Raw genomic sequence first — 19,020 nt, 5'->3', positions numbered from 1 at the left:
ACTGGAAGGACACACACGTGGAGCGCACGTCAATCGGGATCATCCTCAACGGGGTGACCGGCCGGATGGGGTACCGGCAGCACCTGGTCCGGTCCCTGCTCGCCATCCGCGAGCAGGGCGGCCTGCCCGCCCGCGACGGCAGTCGCATCTGGCCCGAGCTGACCCTGGTCGGCCGCAACGAGGCCAAGCTCGCCGAGATCGCCGCCCGGCACGGGCTGACGTCGTACACGACCGACCTGGACGCCGCGCTCGCCGACGACTCCCACCAGATCTACTTCGACGCGCAGGTCACCGCGCAGCGGGAGAAGGCCATCCGGGCGGCCATCGAGGCCGGCAAGCACATCTACACCGAGAAGCCGCTCGCCGAGGGACTGACCGGTTCGCTGGAGCTGGCCCGGCTCGCCGTGGCCAAGGGCGTGAAGAACGGTGTCGTGCAGGACAAGCTGTTCCTGCCCGGCCTGCGCAAGCTCAAGCGGCTGGTCGACAGCGGCTTCTTCGGCCGGATCCTGTCCGTGCGCGGCGAGTTCGGCTACTGGGTGTTCGAGGGTGACTGGCAGGACGCCCAGCGGCCGAGCTGGAACTACCGTGCCGAGGACGGCGGCGGCATCACCGTCGACATGTTCCCGCACTGGCACTACGTGCTGGAGCAGATCTTCGCCCCGGTCACGGCGGTGACCGCGCACATCGCCACGCACATCCCCGAGCGGGTGGACGAGACCGGCCAGACCTACCGGGCCACCGCCGACGACGCCGCGTACGGCATCTTCGAGCTGGCGGGCGGCATCACCGCGCAGATCAACTCCTCCTGGGCGGTCCGCGTCTACCGGGACGAGCTGGTCGAGTTCCAGGTCGACGGCACGCACGGCAGCGCCGTGGCCGGGCTGCGCGAGTGCCGCATCCAGCACCGCGGCGCCACCCCCATGCCGGTGTGGAACCCGGACCTCCCGGTCACCGAGCCCTTCCGCGCCCAGTGGCAGACCGTCCCCGACAACGAGGACTTCGACAACGGGTTCAAGGTGCAGTGGGAAGCGTTCCTGCGGCACGTCGTCGACAACGAGCCGTTCCCGTGGGACTTCATGGCCGGCGCCCGCGGCGTCCAGCTCGCCGAGGCCGGGCTGCTGTCGGCCAAGGAGGGACGGCGGGTCGAGATCGAGGAGATCCGGCTGTGACCGCCCGCATCACCCTGCCGCGCCCGGACGGCGGGGCCGAGGAGCTGACCCTGCGCGAGCCGGCCGGCTGGCGGCGGCCGGCCACCCCGCCGGCCAGCCGGATCGCGTACGCGGCCGCGCACGTGGTCGCCGACCCGCACGCCGACAACGCGCCCGGCCGGCCCGCGCGGCTGGACTGGGACGCCACCCTGAACGTGCGGCGCAACCTCTGGTCCTGGGGGCTCGGCGTCGCCGAGGCGATGGACACCGCCCAGCGCGGCATGGGGCTGGACTGGGCGGCCACCCGGGAGCTGATCCGGCGCAGCGCCGCCGAGGCCGCCGCCTGCGGCGGGCGCATCGTCGCCGGCGCGGCCACCGACCAGCTCACCGGCCTGCCCGACACCCTCGACGAGGTGGTCAGCGCGTACGCCGAGCAGGTGGCGTTCGTGCAGGAGTGCGGCGCGACCCCGGTGGTGATGGCCAGCCGGCAGCTCGCCGCGCTGGCCACCGGACCGGACGACTACCTGAGCGTCTACGAGCAGGTGCTGCGGGAGACGTCCACGCCGGTGGTGCTGCACTGGCTCGGCGACATGTTCGACCCGGCGCTCGCGGGCTACTGGGGCGCCACGGACCTCGACGAGGCGACCAAGACGTTCGTGTCGCTGGTGCACGCGCACGCCGACCGGATCGACGGGGTCAAGGTGTCGCTGCTCGACGCCGAGCGGGAGGTGCGGCTGCGCGAGCTGCTCCCGCCCACCGTGAAGGTGTACACGGGCGACGACTACCACTACCCGGAGCTGATCGCCGGCGACGGGCGGCGGTCCAGCCACGCGCTGCTCGGCGCGTTCGCGGCGATCGCACCGGCCGCGTCGGCGGCGCTGCAACGCCTCGACGCCGGTGACACGGCCGGCTTCCGGGAGATCCTGGACCCGACGGTGCCGCTGTCCCGGCACGTCTTCGCCCCGCCGACCCAGTACTACAAGACCGGCATCGCCTTCCTGTCCTGGCTCAACGGCTTCCAGCCCGGCTTCACCATGGTGGGCGGCCTGCACAGCGGGCGCAGCGTGCCGCACCTCGTGGAGGTGTTCCGGCTCGCCGACGGCGCCGGGCTGCTGCTGGACCCGGACCTGGCCGTGGCGCGGATGCGCCGCTACCTGTCCGTGGCCGGGGTGACCGCATGACAGCCGTCGACCCCCGGCTGGCGAAGCTGTCGCTGAACCAGCGCACCACCGAGTCCTGGTCGGTGCGGGAGGCCGTCGAGGGCTGCGTCCGCGCCGGCATCCCCGCGATCGGCCTGTGGCGCGAGCCGGTGGCCGAGATCGGGGTGGCCGCCGCCGCGAAGCTCGTCGCCGACGCGGGACTGCGGGTGTCGTCGCTGTGCCGGGGCGGCTTCCTCACCGCCGGCGGCGAGGCCGGCCGGGCCGCGCTGGAGGACAACCGGCGCGCCATCGACGAGGCCGCGGGCCTGGGCACGGACTGCCTAGTCATGGTCGTCGGCGGGCTGCCGCCCGGCTCCCGGGACCTGATCGGCGCTCGGCAGCGGGTGGCCGACGCCCTCGCCGAGCTGGCCCCGTACGCGGGCGAGCGGGGCGTGCGGCTGGCCCTGGAGCCGCTGCACCCGATGTACTGCGCCGACCGTGCCGTGCTGTCGACGCTGGGGCAGGCCATCGACCTGGCCGAACCGTTCCCGGTCGCCCAGGTGGGGGTCGTCGTGGACACCTTCCACATCTGGTGGGACCCCGACGTCTGGCGGCAGATCGCCCGGGCCGGTGACCGCATCGCCAGCTTCCAGGTCTGCGACTTCCTCACCCCGCTGCCCGCCGACGTGCTGCTCGGCCGGGGCATGATGGGCGACGGGCACATCGACTTCCCGCCGTTCCGGCGGGCCGTCGAGGAGGCCGGCTACACCGGCGACACCGAGGTGGAGATCTTCAACGCCGAGGTGTGGGCGACCGACCCCGACGAGGTCCTCGCCACCATGAAGGACCGCTACCTCCAACTCGTGCTCGCCGACTGATGCGGGTCGTCGTCGCCCCCGACTCGTTCAAGGGCACCATCACCGCCGGCGACGCGGCCCGGGCCCTGGCCCGCGGCTGGCTGGCCCGGCGGCCCGGCGACGACGTACGGCTGCTCCCCCTGGCCGACGGCGGCGAAGGCACCCTCGACGCCTTCGCCGCCGCCCGGCCCGACGCCGAACACCACACCATCACCGTGCCCGGGCCCGACGGCCGGCCGGTCGCCGCGGACTGGCTGCTGCTGCCGGACCGGACCGGCGTGCTGGAACTGGCCCGCTCCAGCGGGCTGCCGCTGATGGCCGCCCCCGACCCGCTCGGCGCGCACACCTACGGGCTCGGCGCCGTGGCGCGGGCCGCCCTCGACGCCGGAGCCACCCGCCTCGTCGTCGGCCTCGGCGGCTCCGCATCCACCGACGGCGGCACCGGCGCGCTGCGCGCCCTCGGGCTGCGCCTGCACGACGACCACGGCCGCGACCTGCCGCTCGGCGGCGCGGCCCTGACCGACCTGGCCCACCTCGACACCACCGGGCTGCTGCCCCCACCGCCCGGCGGCGTGCGGCTGCTGGTCGACGTGACCGCCCCGCTGACCGGCCCGGCCGGCGCCGCCGCCGTCTTCGGACCGCAGAAGGGCGCGCAGCCGGCGGACGTGACACTGCTGGACACCGCCCTGCGCCGCCTCGCCGGGCTGGCCGGCGGCGACCCCGACGAGCCGGGCGCCGGAGCGGCGGGCGGCACCGCGTACGGGCTCGCCGCCCTGTGGGGCGCCACGATCGTGCCGGGCGCGACGACCATCGCCGACCTGGTCGGGCTGCCCGGCGCGCTCGCCGGCGCGGACGTGGTGCTCACCGGCGAGGGACGATTCGACGAGACCTCGCTGACCGGCAAGGTGGTCGGATCGCTGCTGGACTCGGCCGCCTCCACCGGGGTCCGCGTCGCCGTGGCCGCCGGGCAGGTCGCCGGACCGGTGCCCGGGTCGGTGTCGGCGGCGGTGTCCCTGGTGGACCTCGCCGGATCGGTCGACGCGGCGCTGCACGACCCCGGACGGTGGCTGGCCGAGGCCGGTGCCGTGCTGGCCGACCGGCTGCCCGTCGCCTGAGCCCACACCTGTCCCCATAGGACACCCGGCGCCTTCGTGGAATAGGTGAGCGACCGCATTCTCAGAGATGCGTCGTGCAAATTCCACTCGGGAGAATGCCCATGTTCACCTTGATCTCCCGCCGCTCCCGGAGTGGTCCGGCCGCGCCCTGACGTAGCGCCCGATCGCCGACGCCCGGCAGCGTGCCCTGCAGGAAGGTGCTCCCGATGCCGATGCCGATGCCTCGATGCCGCCGTACCGCCCGGGTCGGCGGATGACCGTGGACGCCCTGAAACCTGACGACTTACTCACCACCACCCGGACCGTCCGGCGGCGGCTGGTGCTCGACCGGCCGGTCCCGCTGCACCTGGTGACCGAGTGCCTGGAGATCGCCCTCCAAGCACCCAACGGCGGCAACCGGCAGCCCTGGCACTGGGTGGTGATCAGCGACGCCGGACTTCGCGCCGCCGTCGGCGACGTCTACCGGAAGGCGTGGCGGGACTACCGCCGCGAGGCCGGACCGGTGCGCACGACGGCCGACCAGCGGATGTGGGACGGCGGCGACCACCTCGCCGACAACCTGGGCCGCGTGCCGGTCCTCGTGCTCGCCTGCGTCACCCCGTCCGGCGGCCGGCTGCCCGACGGCAACCAGGCCAGCGTGTGGGGCTCCGTCCTGCCCGCGGCGTGGAGCTACCAGCTCGCCGCGCGGGCCCGCGGGCTCGGCACCGCCTGGACAACCGTCCACCTGCGCCACGAGCAGGAGGTGGCCGACCTGCTCGGGCTGCCCGCCACCGTCCGCCAGGGCGTGCTCCTCCCGACCGCATACGCCGAGGGCACCTTCCGGCCCGCGGCCCGCCGGCCCCTGCACAGCGTGCTGCACCTCAACGGCTGGCACGGACCGCGCGACGAGCAGCGGGAGGTGGCATGAGCTCCCGCACCGCCGCACCCCGCACCCGGCTGGACGCCGCCGGCCGGCCACGGCTGCTGGGCGAGACGGCCACGCTGCCCGGCGGCGGCCGGTCCGCCCCGCTGCGCGTCCCGCACGGACACCCGTTCTTCTTCGACCACCCGCTCGACCACGTCTCCGGGATGGTCCTGCTCTGCGCCGCGCTCGACCTCGTGGAGACCGACCCGGCCGCACCCGGAGACGGCTGGCGCCTGCACACCCGGCTGGACTTCCCGGCGCTGTGCGAACTGGGCCGCCCGGTGTCGGTCCGGGCCACCGGCGACGGCGCCGGCCCGGACGGCCTGCGCATCGACGTACGCCAGGAGGAGTCGACCACCTGCGGCGGAGTGCTGCGCTGGACGCCCGACACGCCGCCCGGCGGCCCGGCCGCGCGCCGGCACGACCCGACACCCTGCCGACCCGACCTGCTGCACCGCGCGCGGGCCGACAACGTGCTGCTCGGGGTGCCCGACGAGAAGGACGACGCGATCACCTGGCCGGTGCTGCGGGCGCCCCGGGAGCACTACCTGGCCGGATCGGACGGCGGCGGGCACACCACCCGCAGCCTCGTCGAGGCCGCCCGCCAGGTCACCACCATGCTCTTCCACCACGTCGGCGGCCGGCCCGCCGACACCCAGATGATCTGGCTGGGCCTCACCGCCGACCTGCCGTACGTGTGCCGGACCGACGCGCTCGCCCTGCGCTGGTGGCGGACCCGGATCCGGGGCAGCCGGTTCAGCGTGGTGCTCGACCTGCTGCACGAGAGCACCGGCCGGACGCTCGGCGGGGTGACCATCGACGTGACGGCGGTCAGCGCCGCGGCGTACCGGCGCTTCCGGCAGCGCGCGGCCGACGGCGGGGCGTCGTGACCGGCCGACCCCGACGGCAGCACGCCCACCAGGTGCTGTTCGTCGTCCTGCTGGCCGCCCTGGCGGTCGCCGCGGTGCGGCAGATCCTCGACGCCGACCGGGCGCCCCACGCGCTCGGCCTGGCCGTCACGCTGGCCTACCTCGGGTGGGTGCTGGCCGAGGCGCGCATCACCTTCCGGGACGCGCCCCGGGACGCGCCGCCCGACCCGACGCTGCCGGCGTACGCCACCGCGCGCACCGCGACCGCCGTGACCGGGGTGCTGATCGGCACCCCGTGGACGACCTGGAGCTGGTGGCTGGCGCTGCCGGTGCTGCTGTTCGCCGGCGGCGTCGCGTTCCGGCTGTGGGCCATCCGGTCGCTGGGGCGCTTCTACAGCCACCGCGTGCTGGCGCACGAGGGACAGCACGTCGTCACCGACGGCCCCTACCGGCTCGTGCGGCACCCCGCCTACACCGGCATGCTCGCCGCCCACGCGGGGTTCGTGGCGTACTTCCTCAACCCGTGGAGCCTGGCGGCGTACGCCCTGCTCGTCGCCGCGATCGTGTGGCGCATCAGCCGGGAGGAGCGGATGCTGACCGGCCTTCCCGGCTACCCGAGCTACGCCCTGCACACCGCCCGACTCGTCCCGAAGGTGTGGTGAGCACGATGCCGCTCGTCCGCTCCGGACCCGCGCTCGCCGACCCGACCGTGGTGGGCCACAAGTTCGCCCGTCAGCAGGTGCTGCGCGAGGCGGGCTTCCCCGTACCCCCGTTCTTCTGCGTGCCCGCCGAGGAGTTCGACCGGGTGTCCTCGGTGCTCGCGGAGCCCGTGCCGCCGGCCGACCGGTGGCCCGCGGAACTCGACGGGTGGGCGGCCCGGCGGCGCGCGGCCGTGCGGGAGCACGGCGTGCCCGACGAGCTGGGCCGGGCCGTGCTGGCGGAGTTCGACCGGCTGGTCGGCCCGGACGGCCTGGTGGCGGTCCGGTCCTGCGCGGTGGCCGGCGGCTTGGGCGCGGAGCCCGGCGAGGACAGCGCCGTCGACCCGGCCGCCGGGATGACCGACAGCTACCTGTACGTGCCGCGCGACCAGGTGCTGGGCCGGGTGGCCGAGTGCTGGGCGTCCGCCTGCACCGACCGGGCGGTGCGCTACCGGGCCCACCGCGGCCTGGCCGTGGACGGGGCCCGGATCGCTGTCGGCGTGCAGCGGATGGTGGACGGGCGGCGGTCGTTCGTGGTGTTCACCCGCGACCCCCGCGACGGCGGCGACCGGCAGCTGGTCGCCGCCGCCCACGGCACCGGCGAGGGAGTGGTACAGGAACGGGCGGACATCGACCACTTCTTCCGCGACCCGGCGACCGACTCGGTGCGGGCGGCGGTGGTCGTCAAGCGCCGCATGACGGTCCGGGACCCGGAGCGGGCCGGCGCGGTCCGGGACGTGCCGGTGCCCGCGCAGTGGGCCGGGCGGCCGGTCCTCGACGACGACGAGGTCCGCCGGGTGTGCCGGCTGGCCGAGCGGGTCGAGCGGGTGTTCGGCGCGCCACAGGACATCGAGGGGACGCTGACCGAGGACGGGGAGATCCACCTCGTGCAGGCCCGCCCGGTCGTGCTCGCCGCGGCGGCCGGCGGAAACTCGCACGACCCGGCCCCGGCGCGGACCGTCACCTGGACCAACCACAACCTCACCGAGAGCTTCCCGGGCGTGACCTGCGCGCTGACGTTCGCCCAGGCGCGCGAGTTCTACCGCCTGGCGTTCGGCGACTTCTACCGACGAATGGGCGTGCCGGCCGAGAAGCGCCGGCGGCGCACGGCCGAGCTGGCCAGCATGATCGGCACCCTGGACGGCCGGGTCTACTACCGGCTCGACTCCTGGCTGGCCCTGCACGGGATGCTGCCCGGTTTCGCCCTGCTGGGGGCCGCCTGGCAGCGCGGGCTCGGACTGTCCACCGCGGAGCTGCCCGACCCCCCGCCGCCGGCGCACCCCGGCCGGCTGCTGCTGCGCACCGCCCCCGCGCTGGCGCGGGCGTTCCTGCCGCTGCCGGGGCAGGTGCGGCGCTTCCTGCGCTGGTGGGACGAGCGGTACGCGCAGAACGCGGACCTGGACGGCCTCGATCCCGACGAGCTGGTCGCCCGCTATCGCGCGCTGTGGGCGGAGTTCGGCGAACGGTGGGGCGTCACCCTCGTCGGCAGCTACCTCCTGCTGGCCAGCGTCGGCACGGTGGAGTGGCTGCTGCGCCGGTGGGCGCCGGACCACGACCGCGCGGTGCTCGCCGGGCTGCTCGCAGGCGGACCGGAGAACCGATCGCTGGCCGGGGTCCGCTCGGCGGTCGACCTGGCCGACCGGATGCGCGACACACCCGGGCTGCCCGAGCTGCTGCGCGCCGGCGACGACCGGGAGACCTGGCGGCAGATCGCCGAGGGCCGCTTCGGCGCCGACCTCGCCGAGGCGATGCGGCGGCACCTGTACCGCTACGGCGACCGCGCGGTACACGACCTGAAACTGGAGGAACGCTCGCCGCGGCAGGACCCGTGGCGGCTGCTGCCGACGCTGGCCGCGCTGGTCGAGCAGGACCGCGCCGCGGCCGCCCCGGCTGCCGGTGACGCCGACGAGGTGCTACGCCGGGTCTGCCCCGGGCCGCTGCGCCGGGCGGTGCTGCGGCGGGTGGTCGGCGCCGCCCGGTGGGGGGTCCGGGTACGCGAGGACACCCGGTACTGCCGCAGCCAGCTCTACGGCGTGACCCGCGACGTCATGTGGCGCCTCGGCGCCGCGCTCGCCGCGGCCGGGCGCCTCGACGACGCCGGTGACGTGGTGCACCTGAGCACCGAGGAGGTGGTCGGCGCCGTCACCGGCACGCTGCACGAGCCCGACCTGCGCGGCCTGGTGGCCCGCCGGCGGGCCGCCCTCGCCGACTCGGCCGGCCGCCCCACACCGCCGGCGTTCCTACGGCTCTCCCCGGCCGACCTCGCCGCCGGCGTGCTTCCCGCCACGGGCGCCACCGAGCCGGCCGGGCCGGGCGGCGACGGCCGGGTCCTGCACGGGCTGGCCTCCAGCGCCGGCCGGGCGCGCGCCCGCGCGCGGGTCGTGCTGGACCCGACGGCGGCGTTCGACCGGACCGGCGACCACATCCTGGTGGCGCGGGAGACCGACCCGGGCTGGCTCTACCTGATGGTCGCGGCGAAGGGCATGGTGGTGGAACGGGGCAGTCTCATGTCGCACACCGCGATCACCGGCCGGCTGCTCGGCATCCCCTCGGTGGTCGCCGTCCCCGACGCCACCCGCGTCATCACCGACGGCAGCTGGATCGAGGTGGACGGCGTGGCCGGCACGGTCCGGCTGCTCGCCGAGGCGGAGGAGGCTCCCGCATGCTGACCCCCTCCGGTCCGCCGCCCGCGGCAGGTTGCCCCGCCCGCTTCCCCTTCGCGCCGGGGCCCGCCATCGCGCCGCCGGCGGAGTACACCGACCTCGTCGGCGGGGACGGGCTCACGCCGGTGACCCTGCCCAGCGGCAGTGCCGCCCTGCTCGTCACCCGGCACGCCGACGTGCGCACCGTGCTCGGGGACCCCCGGTTCAGCCGGGCCGCGTACACCGCGAAGCCGATGTTCGCCCGCGAGCGCGACTCGCTGGCGCTGGCGCTCAGCGACCCGCCCGACCACACCCGCCGCCGGCGCGCCGTCGCTGCCGCCTTCACCGCCCGGCGGGCCCGGGACAGCGTGCCGCGCATCCGCGCGGTCGCGGCGGAGCTGATCGCCGACATGCGGGCCGCCGGCGAGCCGGTCGACCTGGTCGAGGCGTACGCCGTCCCGCTCCCGCTCACCGTCATCTGCGAGCTGCTCGGGGTGTCCGCCGAGGACGGCGCCCGCTGCCGGCCCTGGATGTCGGCGATGATGTCCACCCACCGGTACCCGCCCGAGGAGGTCGCGCAGGCGCACCGGCGGATGGCCGGGCACCTGGCCGACCTGGTCGACCAGCGGTGGGCGGCCGTACGCGCCGGCGCGCCCGCCGACGGGCTGCTCGCCGAGCTGGCCCGGCCCGGGCCGGACGACGCCACGCTGAGCCGCGACGAGGCGGTGGCCATGGGCGCCGGCCTACTGATGGCCGGCTACGAAACCACCGCCAACCAACTCGCCAGCTGCGTCTGGCTGCTGCTCGCCGACCGCAGCCGGTGGGAACGGCTGCGCGCCGACCCCGGCCTGGTCGACGCCGCGATCGAGGAGATGGTCCGGCTGACGCCGCTGAACGCCACCGGCGGGGCGCCACACGTGGCCCTCGACGACGTGCCGCTGTCCGCGGGGCTGGTCCGCGCCGGCCAGGTGGTGGTGCCGCTCGTGGACGCCGCCGGCCGCGACCCGGACGTCTTCGCCGACCCGGACGACCTCGACCTGACCCGCAGCCCGAACCCGCACCTCGGCTACGGCCACGGCCGCCACCACTGCCTCGGCGCGCCGCTGGCCCGGGTGGAACTGCAGGTCGGCGTGACCAGCCTGCTCACGCAGCTGCCCGGGCTCCGGCTGGCCGTGCCGCCCGACGAGCTGGAATGGCGGACCGACATGTTCATCCGAGGGCCGTGGCGGCTGCCCGTGACCTGGGACGGAGCGGCCCGGTGAGCGGGCTGCGGCCAGTGCCCGACGCCGTCTTCTCCGACCGGCAGTGCGCCGCCGCGCGGGCCGTCGTCGAGGACCTGGGCGGCCCCGAACAGGTCCACCTGGCGTTCCTCGGTGGCAGCCTCGCGGTGGGTCTCGGCCACGCCACCTCCGACGTCGACCTCTACGTGGTCGCCGACCGGCCGCCCGGCAGCAGCGCCGTGCTGACCCGCGACGGCGTGGAGGTCCACGTGCTCACGCTGGACGCCGCGATGGTGACGCGGCTGATCGACGTCGGCTCGGCGTACGCCGTGACCGGAGCCGACCGCGGCCAGCTCAACCTGGACCCGCGCACCCGGCACGGCCTGGTCCGGGTGCTGACCGGGTGGCGGCTGCGCTGCACCGACGGATGGGAGCGGGAGCTCGGCCGGCTGCGCCGGGACGTGGTCCGGCAGATCTTCATGGCGCACCACGCGGCGCAGTTCGCCGGCTACGCCGAGGACGTCCTCGGCGCGCTCGACGCCCGCGATCCGTACACCGCCCTGGCCTCCTCGTCGCTGGCCCTGACGGCGGCGGCCGAGGCGGCGCTGGCCGCGTCCGACGACATCTACCTCGGGGACAAGTTCCTGTTCCGCCGGCTGACCCGCACCCCGGTGACCGCGCCCTGGGCCGGCCCGCTCTGGGCGCTGCTGCACGAGCCGGTCGCCGCCGGGGACCCCCTCCCCCGGCTGCGCGGCCTCACCGACCGGCGGTTGCGGGCCGGCAACCTGCTGCTCGCCTGGTGCGCGCTGGAGGGCTGGTCGGCTCCGCTGACCGCGCTCCCCGCGCCGCTGACCGCGCTCCCCGCGCCGCCGGCCGCCGCGCCGGCCTGGCGCAGCCCCTACGCGACGCCGCTGCGGTTCCGCGACGGCCTGGCCCTGATCGGGCCGGGCGAGAGCTACCGGGTGGACGACGCGGTGCTGCGCCGGTGGCGGGACGCCCGGCCCGGCGACGCCGGCGACGACCTGCGCGCGCTGGCCGCGCTCGGGCTGCTCGGCGACGGCGCACCGGAACCGGCCCCGCCGGGCACCACGCCACCGCCAGGGGCACGCCCGGAGCCGAGCTTCGCCTGGCAGCCCCGCACCGACCGGCTACCCGACCCCGTGCCGGCCGGCCCCAAGGCGGGCCGGTGAACGGGCGGCCCGGTGACGCCGCCGCCCTGGTCGCCGTCGTCGGCGGCGACGGCGCGGGCAAGTCGACACTGACCGGGCTGCTGCACCGGCGGCTGACCGCCGCCGGCACCCCGGCACGCCGCGTGGACCGCTGGGACGTGCTGGCCACCGCCGACTATCCGACCGCGGCCTGCCTGCGGCCCGACGAACGCCAGGCCCGCTCGTGCGCGGCCCGGATGTCCACCGGGCCGCGCCTGCTGTTCCTGCTCTGGGCCAGCGCCCTGGCGCTCACCGACCGGGCCGGCGGAATGCCCGGCGAGGTCGTGCTGCTCGACGGCTACTGGATGAAGCACGCCGCCGCCGAGATCGCCTACGGCGCCGACCCGGCCTGGGTGGAGGCGGTCGCCGCCGGGCTGCCGCCGGTCGACCTCGTCGTCCACCTGCGGTTGGAGCCGGAGCTGACCTGGGCGCGCAAGGACGGCCGGCCGCTGCCCTTCGAGTGCGGGATGGACCTGAGCTGTTCGCGGTCGAGCTTCCTGGCCCACCAGGGGGCCCTGCTGACGGTGCTGGACCGGTGGGCGGAGCGGCACGGCTGGCTCGTCCTCGACGCCACCGCGCCGACGCCCGTGCTGGCCGACCGGGTCGCCGCCGCCCTCGCCGACCGACGCGCCACGATGGAGGCATAGTGCGCACCGACGGACTGTTTCTGGCCGGGATCGGGGCGTGCGTGCCGCCGACCGTCTCCACCCGCGAGGCGGTGGAACAGGGCCTGTACGACCGGGAGAGCTGGGCGGCCGACGGCTGGCTCGGCGCGGCCGTGGCCGGGGACGTCGCAGCGCCGGACCTGGCCGTCCGAGCGGCCCGGCAGGCCCTGGAAGGCGCGGGCGTGCTGCCGGAGGAGTTCCGGCTGGTGCTGCACGCCGGCACGGTGCACCAGGGCCCCGACGGGTGGCCGGCGGCGCATTACGTGCAGCGGCACACCGTCGGCGGCTCCGCCCTGGCCATGGAGGTCCGGCAGGCCTGCAACGGCCTGCTGGCCGCCGTGGAACTGGCCGCCACGTACCTCGCCGGGTCGGCCGGGGCGGCCCTGGTGACCGGCGCCGACAACTTCGGCACACCCCTGGTGGACCGCTGGCGCTACAGCGCCGGAGCGGGCACCAACCGCGGCTCGGTGCTCGGCGACGCCGGCACGGCACTCGTGCTGTCCCGACGGGACGGCTTCGCCGAGGTGCTGGCCGTCGGCTCGGTGTCGATGCCGGACGGGGAACAGCTCTACCGCGACGAGCACCCGCTGTTCCCGCCCGCCTGCACGGTGGGCCGCACGATGGCGCTGGGGGCACGCTTCGCCCGGTTCGCCGCGGCGGACCCGGACGCCTTCGCGCGGGTCAAGCGCACACTGCAGGAGGAACGGACCGCCCTGGCCCGGCGCACCCTGGCCGAGGCCGGCGTGCTGCCGGAGCAGATCACCCGGGCCGTCCACCTCTTCTCCGGCGGCGAGCCGTACGTGCGCAGCGTGCTCGAACCCATCGGCGTCGACCCGGCCCGCGGCGTGCTCGATTACGGCCGGCGGGTCGGCCACCTCGGGGTCAACGACCACGTCGCCGCGCTGACGCACCTGATCGAGACGCGGGCCCTCGCGCCCGGCGACCACGTCCTGCTGGTCAACAACGGCGGCGCGTTCGCGGCGACGTGCGTCGTGCTGCGCCTGCGCCACCTGCCGGACCGGCCGCACGGCTGAGCCTGGCGACGACGAGGGCGGCGGTCCCCGATCCGGGACCGCCGCCCTGCTGTCGCGTCTGCGCGCCGCCGTGTCAGGCCGGCGCCGGCTGCGCAGCGGTCGCGGGCGAGGACTCCGCCCGCCGCCCGCGCAGGTGCCGGCCCCACCAGTACAGGCCGCGGAGCAGGCAGACGATCGTCACGGCGAAGAACAGGGTGTAGACCACGTTGAACGCCAGGAGGATGCCGTACACCGTGGCGACGCCCGCACCGAACATGAACTGGTCGCGGCCCTTCGCCGGCGTCGTGCCCGGGTCGGTGATCATGTAGTTGGTGAACAGGACGAACGCCACGCCGGTCATCGGCACCAGCGCGCCCCACAGCGCCACGTCCCAGATGAAGTGCCGTACCAGCGCCTGGATCACGAAGCCGCCGAGCCAGCCGACGATCAGCGGGACCTTGCGGGTCAGCATGGCGTTGAGCACCGTGCCGGCGGTGATGATGATCAGCGGCACCATCATCCGGATCGAGTCCGGCACATTCTCGGTGAACTGGTAGGGCGGGGCGATGTTCACCCACGAGAACGTGAGCAGCGTGATGGTGATGCCGAAGTTCGACGGGTTCATGAAGTGACGCATCCGGCCCTTGATCGGGGCGCGGAGGACCGTCTTCTGCCCGATCGCGACGACCACGGCGAAGGCGATCGGCCAGAACCGGTCGTTGGCGTAGAGGAGCATGTTCGCGGCCAGCGCGGTGATGTGGGTGGGCAGCAGGAAGGTGTAGATGCCCCACACCCCGTTGCCGCGGTACGCCGGACGGCGCCGCTGCGCCCAGGCGGTGACCTGCTCGATGACGATCTCGGCGGTGTAGCCGATCGCCAGCGCGAACAGCGGCCAGGTCCAGGGCTGCTCGAAGCCGAGCACCGTGTAGCCGAAGATGTTGAAGACGCTCATGGAGAGCGCGAAGTTGCGCAGCGCCAGGTAGCGGGGGTCGCGGCGGTCGATGCGCGGGGGTACGCCCTCGGGCGGGGCGCCCATTCCGGTGACCTTCCCGCCGGTGGTCGGGCCGGTGACCGGCGCCGGACTGACCGGTGCGGTGCTGCTGGCATCGTCCCTGGTGGACGGTGCGTTACGTACGTCGGTCATGCCTACCTCACCTCCTGAGCGACATCCGTGAGCACGACGTCGTGCCAACCGGCGGTCAGCTGCGTGGTCTGGTGGTGCACGGTGCCGTCGACAGCGCGCCAGCTGATCTCGGCCTCGACGGGCCGGTCGCCGGCGGCGCCGAGACCGAAGAACACGTCGAAGCTCCGCTTGCCGGAGTGCCCCGAGCCACCGTCGAGCTGGGCGAGCTGGGTACGACCGTCCGCGGTGCGGATGCGGACCTGCGCGCCGTACGCGGGGGTGCCGGGACCGTCGCCGCCGCCGTCGGCGGGGCGGTGCAGCCGGAGCCCGAGGTAGTTGCCCTGGCCGGCGTTCTCGTTGCGGTAGAAGACGGGAGCGCCCCACTGGCGGGCCACGGCGAAGTCCTGCGCGCCGTTGCCGTCGGTGTCGGCCACGGCGACGCCGCGGCTGGGCGTGCCGTCGGTCATGCCGAGTTCGGCGCTGATGTTGGCGTAGCGCCCGTTGTCCTCGCGGACCCAGAAGGCGAACGGCTGGGAGCCGGCGATGTCGTCACCGGGCTCGGCCTTCGGCCACATGTGCGGCTCGGCGAGCATGAGGTCGTTGCTCATGGCCAGTTCCTGGAGCCAGGACCACCGGTTGATCTTGCCCTTGACGAAGCCGGCGGTCTGCACCACCGACAGCCGGCCGCTGTTGTCGAAGTCCGCCATCTTGCTGTCCCAGCCCCAGCCGACCCAGGCCATGTTGAGGTCGGCCGCCTTGTTGTCGAAGATCGCCTCGCCCCGCTCGAGCCGGCGCCGGGCGTCCTCGGTGCTGGTGGCGTTGTTGCGCCAGACGAAGTTGCTCTCCTCCAGGCCCCAGGAGGTGGTGATGTTGCTGACGAACATGTCGAACCGGCCCTTGCCCTCCAGGTCGGCGAAGTCGATGGACATGCCCTTGAAGGAGTCACGACCGACCACCATGGACTTCGGGGTGAACGCGCCCCGCCGCCCCTCGGTCAGGCTGAACCGGATCCGGCCCGGGGTGGAGTCGTTGCGGAACAGGTGGTCGTGGCCGAAGTCGTTGGCGACGTACAGCTCGGGGAGCAGGTCGCCATCGAGGTCGGCCGAGCCCGCACCAAGCGTCCACCCGGTCGCCGCGGCCGGGGGCACGGCGGCGTCCTGCTCGACGTAGCTGACCGAGGGCCGGGCACCGCTGGTCGCGGCGGTCCAGCGCAGCAGGTGCGCCCCGCCACCGTTGGTCGCGCGAGACAGCGAGTGGTTCATGGTGACGTTGGGCTGACCGGCGGGGTCGAGCACCTGGCTGTCCGGGAAGTAGTTGAACACCCCGATGTCCGGGTGGCCGTCACCGTCGAAGTCGGCGATGGACACCGCGTTGGTATTCCAGAACTTGCCCTGGTAGGCGCCGTTCGGGCCGGGTGTGGTGGGCACCAGCTCGGTCGGCTGGAAGGCCTGCGCGGACAGGGTGGCCGCGGTACCCGGCCGGTGGAGGAAGACCACCGGCGTCCGTCCCCAGTAGTAGACCAGCAGGTCGGTGAGCCCGTCACCGTTGAAGTCACCCGGCGCGCAGCCCATCGGGGCCATCGCGGCGTGGGTGGGCAGCGGGGCGGGGTCGAGGACGAACGGCGCGTACCGGGGCGGCTGGTTCGGCACCGGGGCGGGCGTCACTACCGTGCTGTCGCTGCGGGTGTCGACGAGGCACAGGTCGTTGGGGGCCCGGTCGCCGTCGATGTCGTTGACGGCGATGGCCGCGCCGACCGAGGAGATCCAGGCCCGGATGTGCTGGTAGGCCGGGTTCACCTGCCGGACGGTGCGCTGGGGCAGGCCGGGCGGCAGGGCGATGGGCAGCTCGGTGAACCGGAACCTGCCGGCAAGCGACGAGCGTTCCTGGGCCGATGCGGCGGGCAGCCGTGCGACGACGAACAGCCCGGCCACCAGGGCGAGCACGAAGATTGCGGGGAGCGCACGACGGATTGCGCCCGATCGTTTCGGTGTCAATTTTCCTCCCAGACGTGGTGTCGCCCGCGTCCGCCTCCCGGCCGCCCGGCAAACGCCCACCATTGTGGACGGATATTGTTCACCGTCAATTGGTAGACGTGCCGTCGTCCGACCGGGAAACGAAGCTGCGTTGAGCAGTTGACGTCCAGAGCTTGACTCGGTCGGCAATTACCGTCGACGCCCGCTCTTTCCAGTCGCCGCAGCCGACGCCAATACTCTGCCGCAGCACTATTTGCCGGTTATCCACATCCTGCTGCAGCTGGCCCGGGGAAGTCTTCTTGGAACTTGCTAAATGAGGGTCGACCGCGCCCGGGGCGCCGCCGCTCAGCCGGCGGCGTCGGGCAGCCGCACCAGCACCTGCTGCTCGTGGGCCATCCGGCGCAGCGCCGCCGAGGCGACGTCGAGCAGCACGCCCCGCACGACCGCCGCACCGCGGTCCGGCTCCCCGTCGTCGCCGGCCAGCAGGTCGAGCTCGGCCTGGGCCAGCGCCTCGGCGGCCTGCGCGTACGGCAGCAGGAAGGCCAGGTCGGACTCGCAGCCCAGGGTGCGCAACGCCGCGAGGACCTGCACCAGGGTGGTGGCACCGCCAGAGTCGTCGAGGGGGCGCCAACCCAGCTGCTCCATGAGGCGGCCGACCTGGTCCTGCGCCTGCGTCACACTGTCCGGGCAGGGCGGTTCGAGCGGTGGCCGGGCCATGGTGCGGTCGAGTATCCGATAGAGGGCCGCCAGGGGCAGGCTCTCGTCCTCGATGACCTGGATGAGCTTGCGCACGGACGACAGGTCGAGGCCGCCGACCGTGGTGAAGGTCCGGATCAGCCAGATGCGCCGGAGATGCCGTTCGCCGTACTCGGCCTGGTTGCGGGCCTTGGGAGACCCGGGCGGCAGCAGCTCCTCCCGCAGGTAGAACTTGATGGTGGGAATCGACACTCCAGTGCGCCGACTGAGCTCGGAGATACGCACGGCCCCCCCAGGGCGCTGGCGGTTCGGTCTACCGCTCGTAGATCAACCAGCAATCGAAAGTATGACGGCCCCTCACCCGTGCGGCCCGGGGATGTGACCTCTGTCACATTCTGCGGTCGCAGCGCTACTCTGTGATCATCAAAGTGACGGCGGTCACTCACCGGCAAACGGGGAGGCCACACCGACATTCGTGCGCGCCCGGCGCACCCCCACATCCGATAAATATAGACAGCAGCACTTTCCACTACTCCGCAAGGCTCGATAAGCGAGCCCCCGTCACGCGGCGCTAAGCTCCGATTGCGGCACGTGTTGCGAGCCTTTTCTTCATTGGCTAGCATCGATCGCCGTAGCGGGGTGATCCCTCCGGTCAATCCCCACCGGTGGCCTCAAAAGCTGGCCATCGCAACTCACGCAGGCATCTCATGCGGGGAGCGCGCAAATGCACAGCAGCACCGAGAGAGCAGTGGAGCGAGTAATTGACACGATGTTCGAAAACCTTTCCGAGCAATTAACGGTGGATGACATGGCAAGGGCCGCCATGTTCAGTAAATTCCACTTCACCAGGGTCTTTCAGCGCGTCACCGGCATCTCGCCCGGACGATTCCTCTCGGCGATCCGACTCCAGGAGGCCAAGCGCCTGCTGATCACCACCCGGCTCAACGTCGCGGACATCAGCCTCCGGGTCGGCTACAACAGCGTCGGCACCTTCAGCACCCGGTTCACCCGCAGCGTCGGGCTCTCCCCCACGAACTACCGCCGGATGGGCGGCTACGCCCCGCGGATCCCTACCCAGAACCGCGGCGCCTCCCAGAACCGGATCGGCGGCACCGTGTACGGACCACCCGAGGGCGGCCCCGACGGCCTGATCTTCATGGGCCTGTTCCCGCACCGCATCCCGGAAGGGGCCCCGCTGCGCTGCACGATCCTGCGGGAGCCCGGCGAGTACGTCTTCGACTCCGTGCCCGACGGAACGTGGTACGTGCTGTGCCACTCGGTGGGCGGCGAGCCGCTCGGCCTGCAGCAGGAGAACGTCACCGTGGCCACGGTCGGCCCGATCACCGTACGCGGCCGCAGCAGCGTCTCCGCGCACGTCCACCTGAAGGCCGCCTGCAAGCTGGACCCCCCGGTCCTGCTCGCACTACTGGACAGCCGAAAGGCGGCGCTGGAGCGGCTGGTCAGCCAGTCCTGACCGGCCCGGTGGCGGGCGGCACCACCCGGCGGGCCGACGCCCGGCCGGGCCAGGTGCCGCCACACCCGCCACTCCCCCTGGCGCCCCCGCGCCACACCGCTCGCCGGGACCGCCCCGCTGCCCCCGGATCCACGCCAGACCGGCCCCCGGGACCGCCCCGCTGCCCTGGACCCCGCACCACACCGGCCGGGGGGTGGCGCCCCGGCCCCCGCCCGGGCCGCGCCCCCCCCCCCCCCACCGGAAGAGAACGGACACAGCACCGAAACAAAAACCGGG

Annotated in this window: 16 protein-coding genes; 13 read left to right on the top strand and 3 right to left on the bottom strand. The window is 74.2% G+C overall.

Going from position 1 to position 19,020, the window contains the following annotated elements; translation table 11 throughout:
- The first annotated feature begins 17 nt into the window (after nt 1-17).
- From ABZW14_RS30290 to ABZW14_RS30235, 12 genes are all read left to right on the top strand, one after another.
- Complete coding sequence (locus ABZW14_RS30290) at nt 18-1,169, top strand: Gfo/Idh/MocA family oxidoreductase (RefSeq protein ID WP_355353236.1); 1,152 nt, start codon at nt 18-20, stop codon at nt 1,167-1,169.
- A complete protein-coding gene (locus ABZW14_RS30285) occupies nt 1,166-2,329 on the top strand; it encodes a dihydrodipicolinate synthase family protein (RefSeq protein ID WP_355353233.1) in 1,164 nt (387 codons plus the stop codon). The genes ABZW14_RS30290 and ABZW14_RS30285 overlap by 4 nt, the downstream gene beginning before the upstream one ends.
- Entirely contained in the window at nt 2,326-3,165 is an 840-nt protein-coding gene (locus tag ABZW14_RS30280) for a sugar phosphate isomerase/epimerase family protein (RefSeq protein WP_355353230.1), read from the top strand. Before ABZW14_RS30285 ends, ABZW14_RS30280 begins: the two co-directional genes overlap by 4 nt.
- Nucleotides 3,165-4,259 (top strand): glycerate kinase, encoded by a 1,095-nt coding sequence (locus tag ABZW14_RS30275; RefSeq protein ID WP_355353227.1) that lies wholly within the window; start codon nt 3,165-3,167, stop codon nt 4,257-4,259. Before ABZW14_RS30280 ends, ABZW14_RS30275 begins: the two co-directional genes overlap by 1 nt.
- A gap of 253 nt (nt 4,260-4,512) precedes the next feature.
- The gene (locus tag ABZW14_RS30270; protein ID WP_355353224.1) at nt 4,513-5,166 is read left to right on the top strand and encodes a nitroreductase family protein; all 654 of its coding nucleotides are present in this window, start codon (nt 4,513-4,515) and stop codon (nt 5,164-5,166) included.
- Entirely contained in the window at nt 5,163-6,053 is an 891-nt protein-coding gene (locus tag ABZW14_RS30265; RefSeq protein ID WP_355353221.1) for an AfsA-related hotdog domain-containing protein, read from the top strand. Before ABZW14_RS30270 ends, ABZW14_RS30265 begins: the two co-directional genes overlap by 4 nt.
- Nucleotides 6,050-6,694, top strand: coding sequence for an isoprenylcysteine carboxylmethyltransferase family protein (locus tag ABZW14_RS30260; protein WP_355353218.1), 645 nt, complete (start codon nt 6,050-6,052; stop codon nt 6,692-6,694). Before ABZW14_RS30265 ends, ABZW14_RS30260 begins: the two co-directional genes overlap by 4 nt.
- Before the next feature lie 5 nt (nt 6,695-6,699).
- The gene (locus ABZW14_RS30255) at nt 6,700-9,399 is read left to right on the top strand and encodes a PEP/pyruvate-binding domain-containing protein (RefSeq protein ID WP_355353342.1); all 2,700 of its coding nucleotides are present in this window, start codon (nt 6,700-6,702) and stop codon (nt 9,397-9,399) included.
- A complete protein-coding gene (locus tag ABZW14_RS30250; protein WP_355353215.1) occupies nt 9,393-10,634 on the top strand; it encodes a cytochrome P450 in 1,242 nt (413 codons plus the stop codon). The genes ABZW14_RS30255 and ABZW14_RS30250 overlap by 7 nt, the downstream gene beginning before the upstream one ends.
- Nucleotides 10,631-11,782 carry a nucleotidyltransferase domain-containing protein gene (locus ABZW14_RS30245; RefSeq protein ID WP_355353212.1) on the top strand — a complete coding sequence of 384 codons (1,152 nt, stop codon included), beginning with the start codon at nt 10,631-10,633 and terminating at the stop codon, nt 11,780-11,782. The genes ABZW14_RS30250 and ABZW14_RS30245 overlap by 4 nt, the downstream gene beginning before the upstream one ends.
- Complete coding sequence (locus ABZW14_RS30240; protein WP_355353209.1) at nt 11,779-12,447, top strand: hypothetical protein; 669 nt, start codon at nt 11,779-11,781, stop codon at nt 12,445-12,447. The genes ABZW14_RS30245 and ABZW14_RS30240 overlap by 4 nt, the downstream gene beginning before the upstream one ends.
- On the top strand, nt 12,447-13,499 hold the full coding sequence (locus ABZW14_RS30235) for a ketoacyl-ACP synthase III family protein (protein WP_355353206.1): 1,053 nt from the start codon (nt 12,447-12,449) through the stop codon (nt 13,497-13,499). The genes ABZW14_RS30240 and ABZW14_RS30235 overlap by 1 nt, the downstream gene beginning before the upstream one ends.
- 73 nt (nt 13,500-13,572) lie before the next feature.
- On the opposite strand, the gene ABZW14_RS30230 is transcribed toward ABZW14_RS30235, so the two are convergent.
- The 3 genes from ABZW14_RS30230 to ABZW14_RS30220 form a co-directional block, all read right to left on the bottom strand.
- The gene (locus tag ABZW14_RS30230) at nt 13,573-14,622 is read right to left on the bottom strand and encodes an enediyne biosynthesis protein (RefSeq protein WP_355353203.1); all 1,050 of its coding nucleotides are present in this window, start codon (nt 14,620-14,622) and stop codon (nt 13,573-13,575) included.
- A gap of 2 nt (nt 14,623-14,624) precedes the next feature.
- On the bottom strand, nt 14,625-16,544 hold the full coding sequence (locus tag ABZW14_RS30225) for a CRTAC1 family protein (protein ID WP_355353200.1): 1,920 nt from the start codon (nt 16,542-16,544) through the stop codon (nt 14,625-14,627).
- Between the two features lie 375 nt (nt 16,545-16,919).
- Nucleotides 16,920-17,555, bottom strand: coding sequence for a MerR family transcriptional regulator (locus tag ABZW14_RS30220; RefSeq protein ID WP_355353197.1), 636 nt, complete (start codon nt 17,553-17,555; stop codon nt 16,920-16,922).
- 439 nt (nt 17,556-17,994) lie between these two features.
- Here ABZW14_RS30220 and ABZW14_RS30215 point away from each other — a divergent pair, with 439 nt between their 5' ends.
- Nucleotides 17,995-18,744 (top strand): AraC family transcriptional regulator, encoded by a 750-nt coding sequence (locus ABZW14_RS30215; RefSeq protein ID WP_355353194.1) that lies wholly within the window; start codon nt 17,995-17,997, stop codon nt 18,742-18,744.
- The last annotated feature ends 276 nt before the right edge of the window (nt 18,745-19,020 follow it).

Origin of the sequence: Micromonospora sp. NPDC004551 (assembly GCF_040609975.1) — a bacterium.
GTDB lineage: Bacteria > Actinomycetota > Actinomycetes > Mycobacteriales > Micromonosporaceae > Micromonospora.
Note: the sequence above shows the minus strand (reverse complement) of the source record. Positions and strands in the feature narration are given on the sequence as shown.

Bases quoted from the DNA above. Each gene is read 5' to 3' on its own strand.
- ABZW14_RS30280 (WP_355353230.1), top strand. From the start codon at position 2,326: ATGACAGCCGTCGACCCCCGGCTGGCGAAGCTGTCGCTGAACCAGCGC.
- ABZW14_RS30275 (WP_355353227.1), top strand. From the start codon at position 3,165: ATGCGGGTCGTCGTCGCCCCCGACTCGTTCAAGGGCACCATCACCGCC.
- ABZW14_RS30270 (WP_355353224.1), top strand. From the start codon at position 4,513: ATGACCGTGGACGCCCTGAAACCTGACGACTTACTCACCACCACCCGG.
- ABZW14_RS30265 (WP_355353221.1), top strand. From the start codon at position 5,163: ATGAGCTCCCGCACCGCCGCACCCCGCACCCGGCTGGACGCCGCCGGC.
- ABZW14_RS30255 (WP_355353342.1), top strand. From the start codon at position 6,700: ATGCCGCTCGTCCGCTCCGGACCCGCGCTCGCCGACCCGACCGTGGTG.
- ABZW14_RS30250 (WP_355353215.1), top strand. From the start codon at position 9,393: ATGCTGACCCCCTCCGGTCCGCCGCCCGCGGCAGGTTGCCCCGCCCGC.
- ABZW14_RS30230 (WP_355353203.1), bottom strand. From the start codon at position 14,622: ATGACCGACGTACGTAACGCACCGTCCACCAGGGACGATGCCAGCAGC.
- ABZW14_RS30215 (WP_355353194.1), top strand. From the start codon at position 17,995: ATGCACAGCAGCACCGAGAGAGCAGTGGAGCGAGTAATTGACACGATG.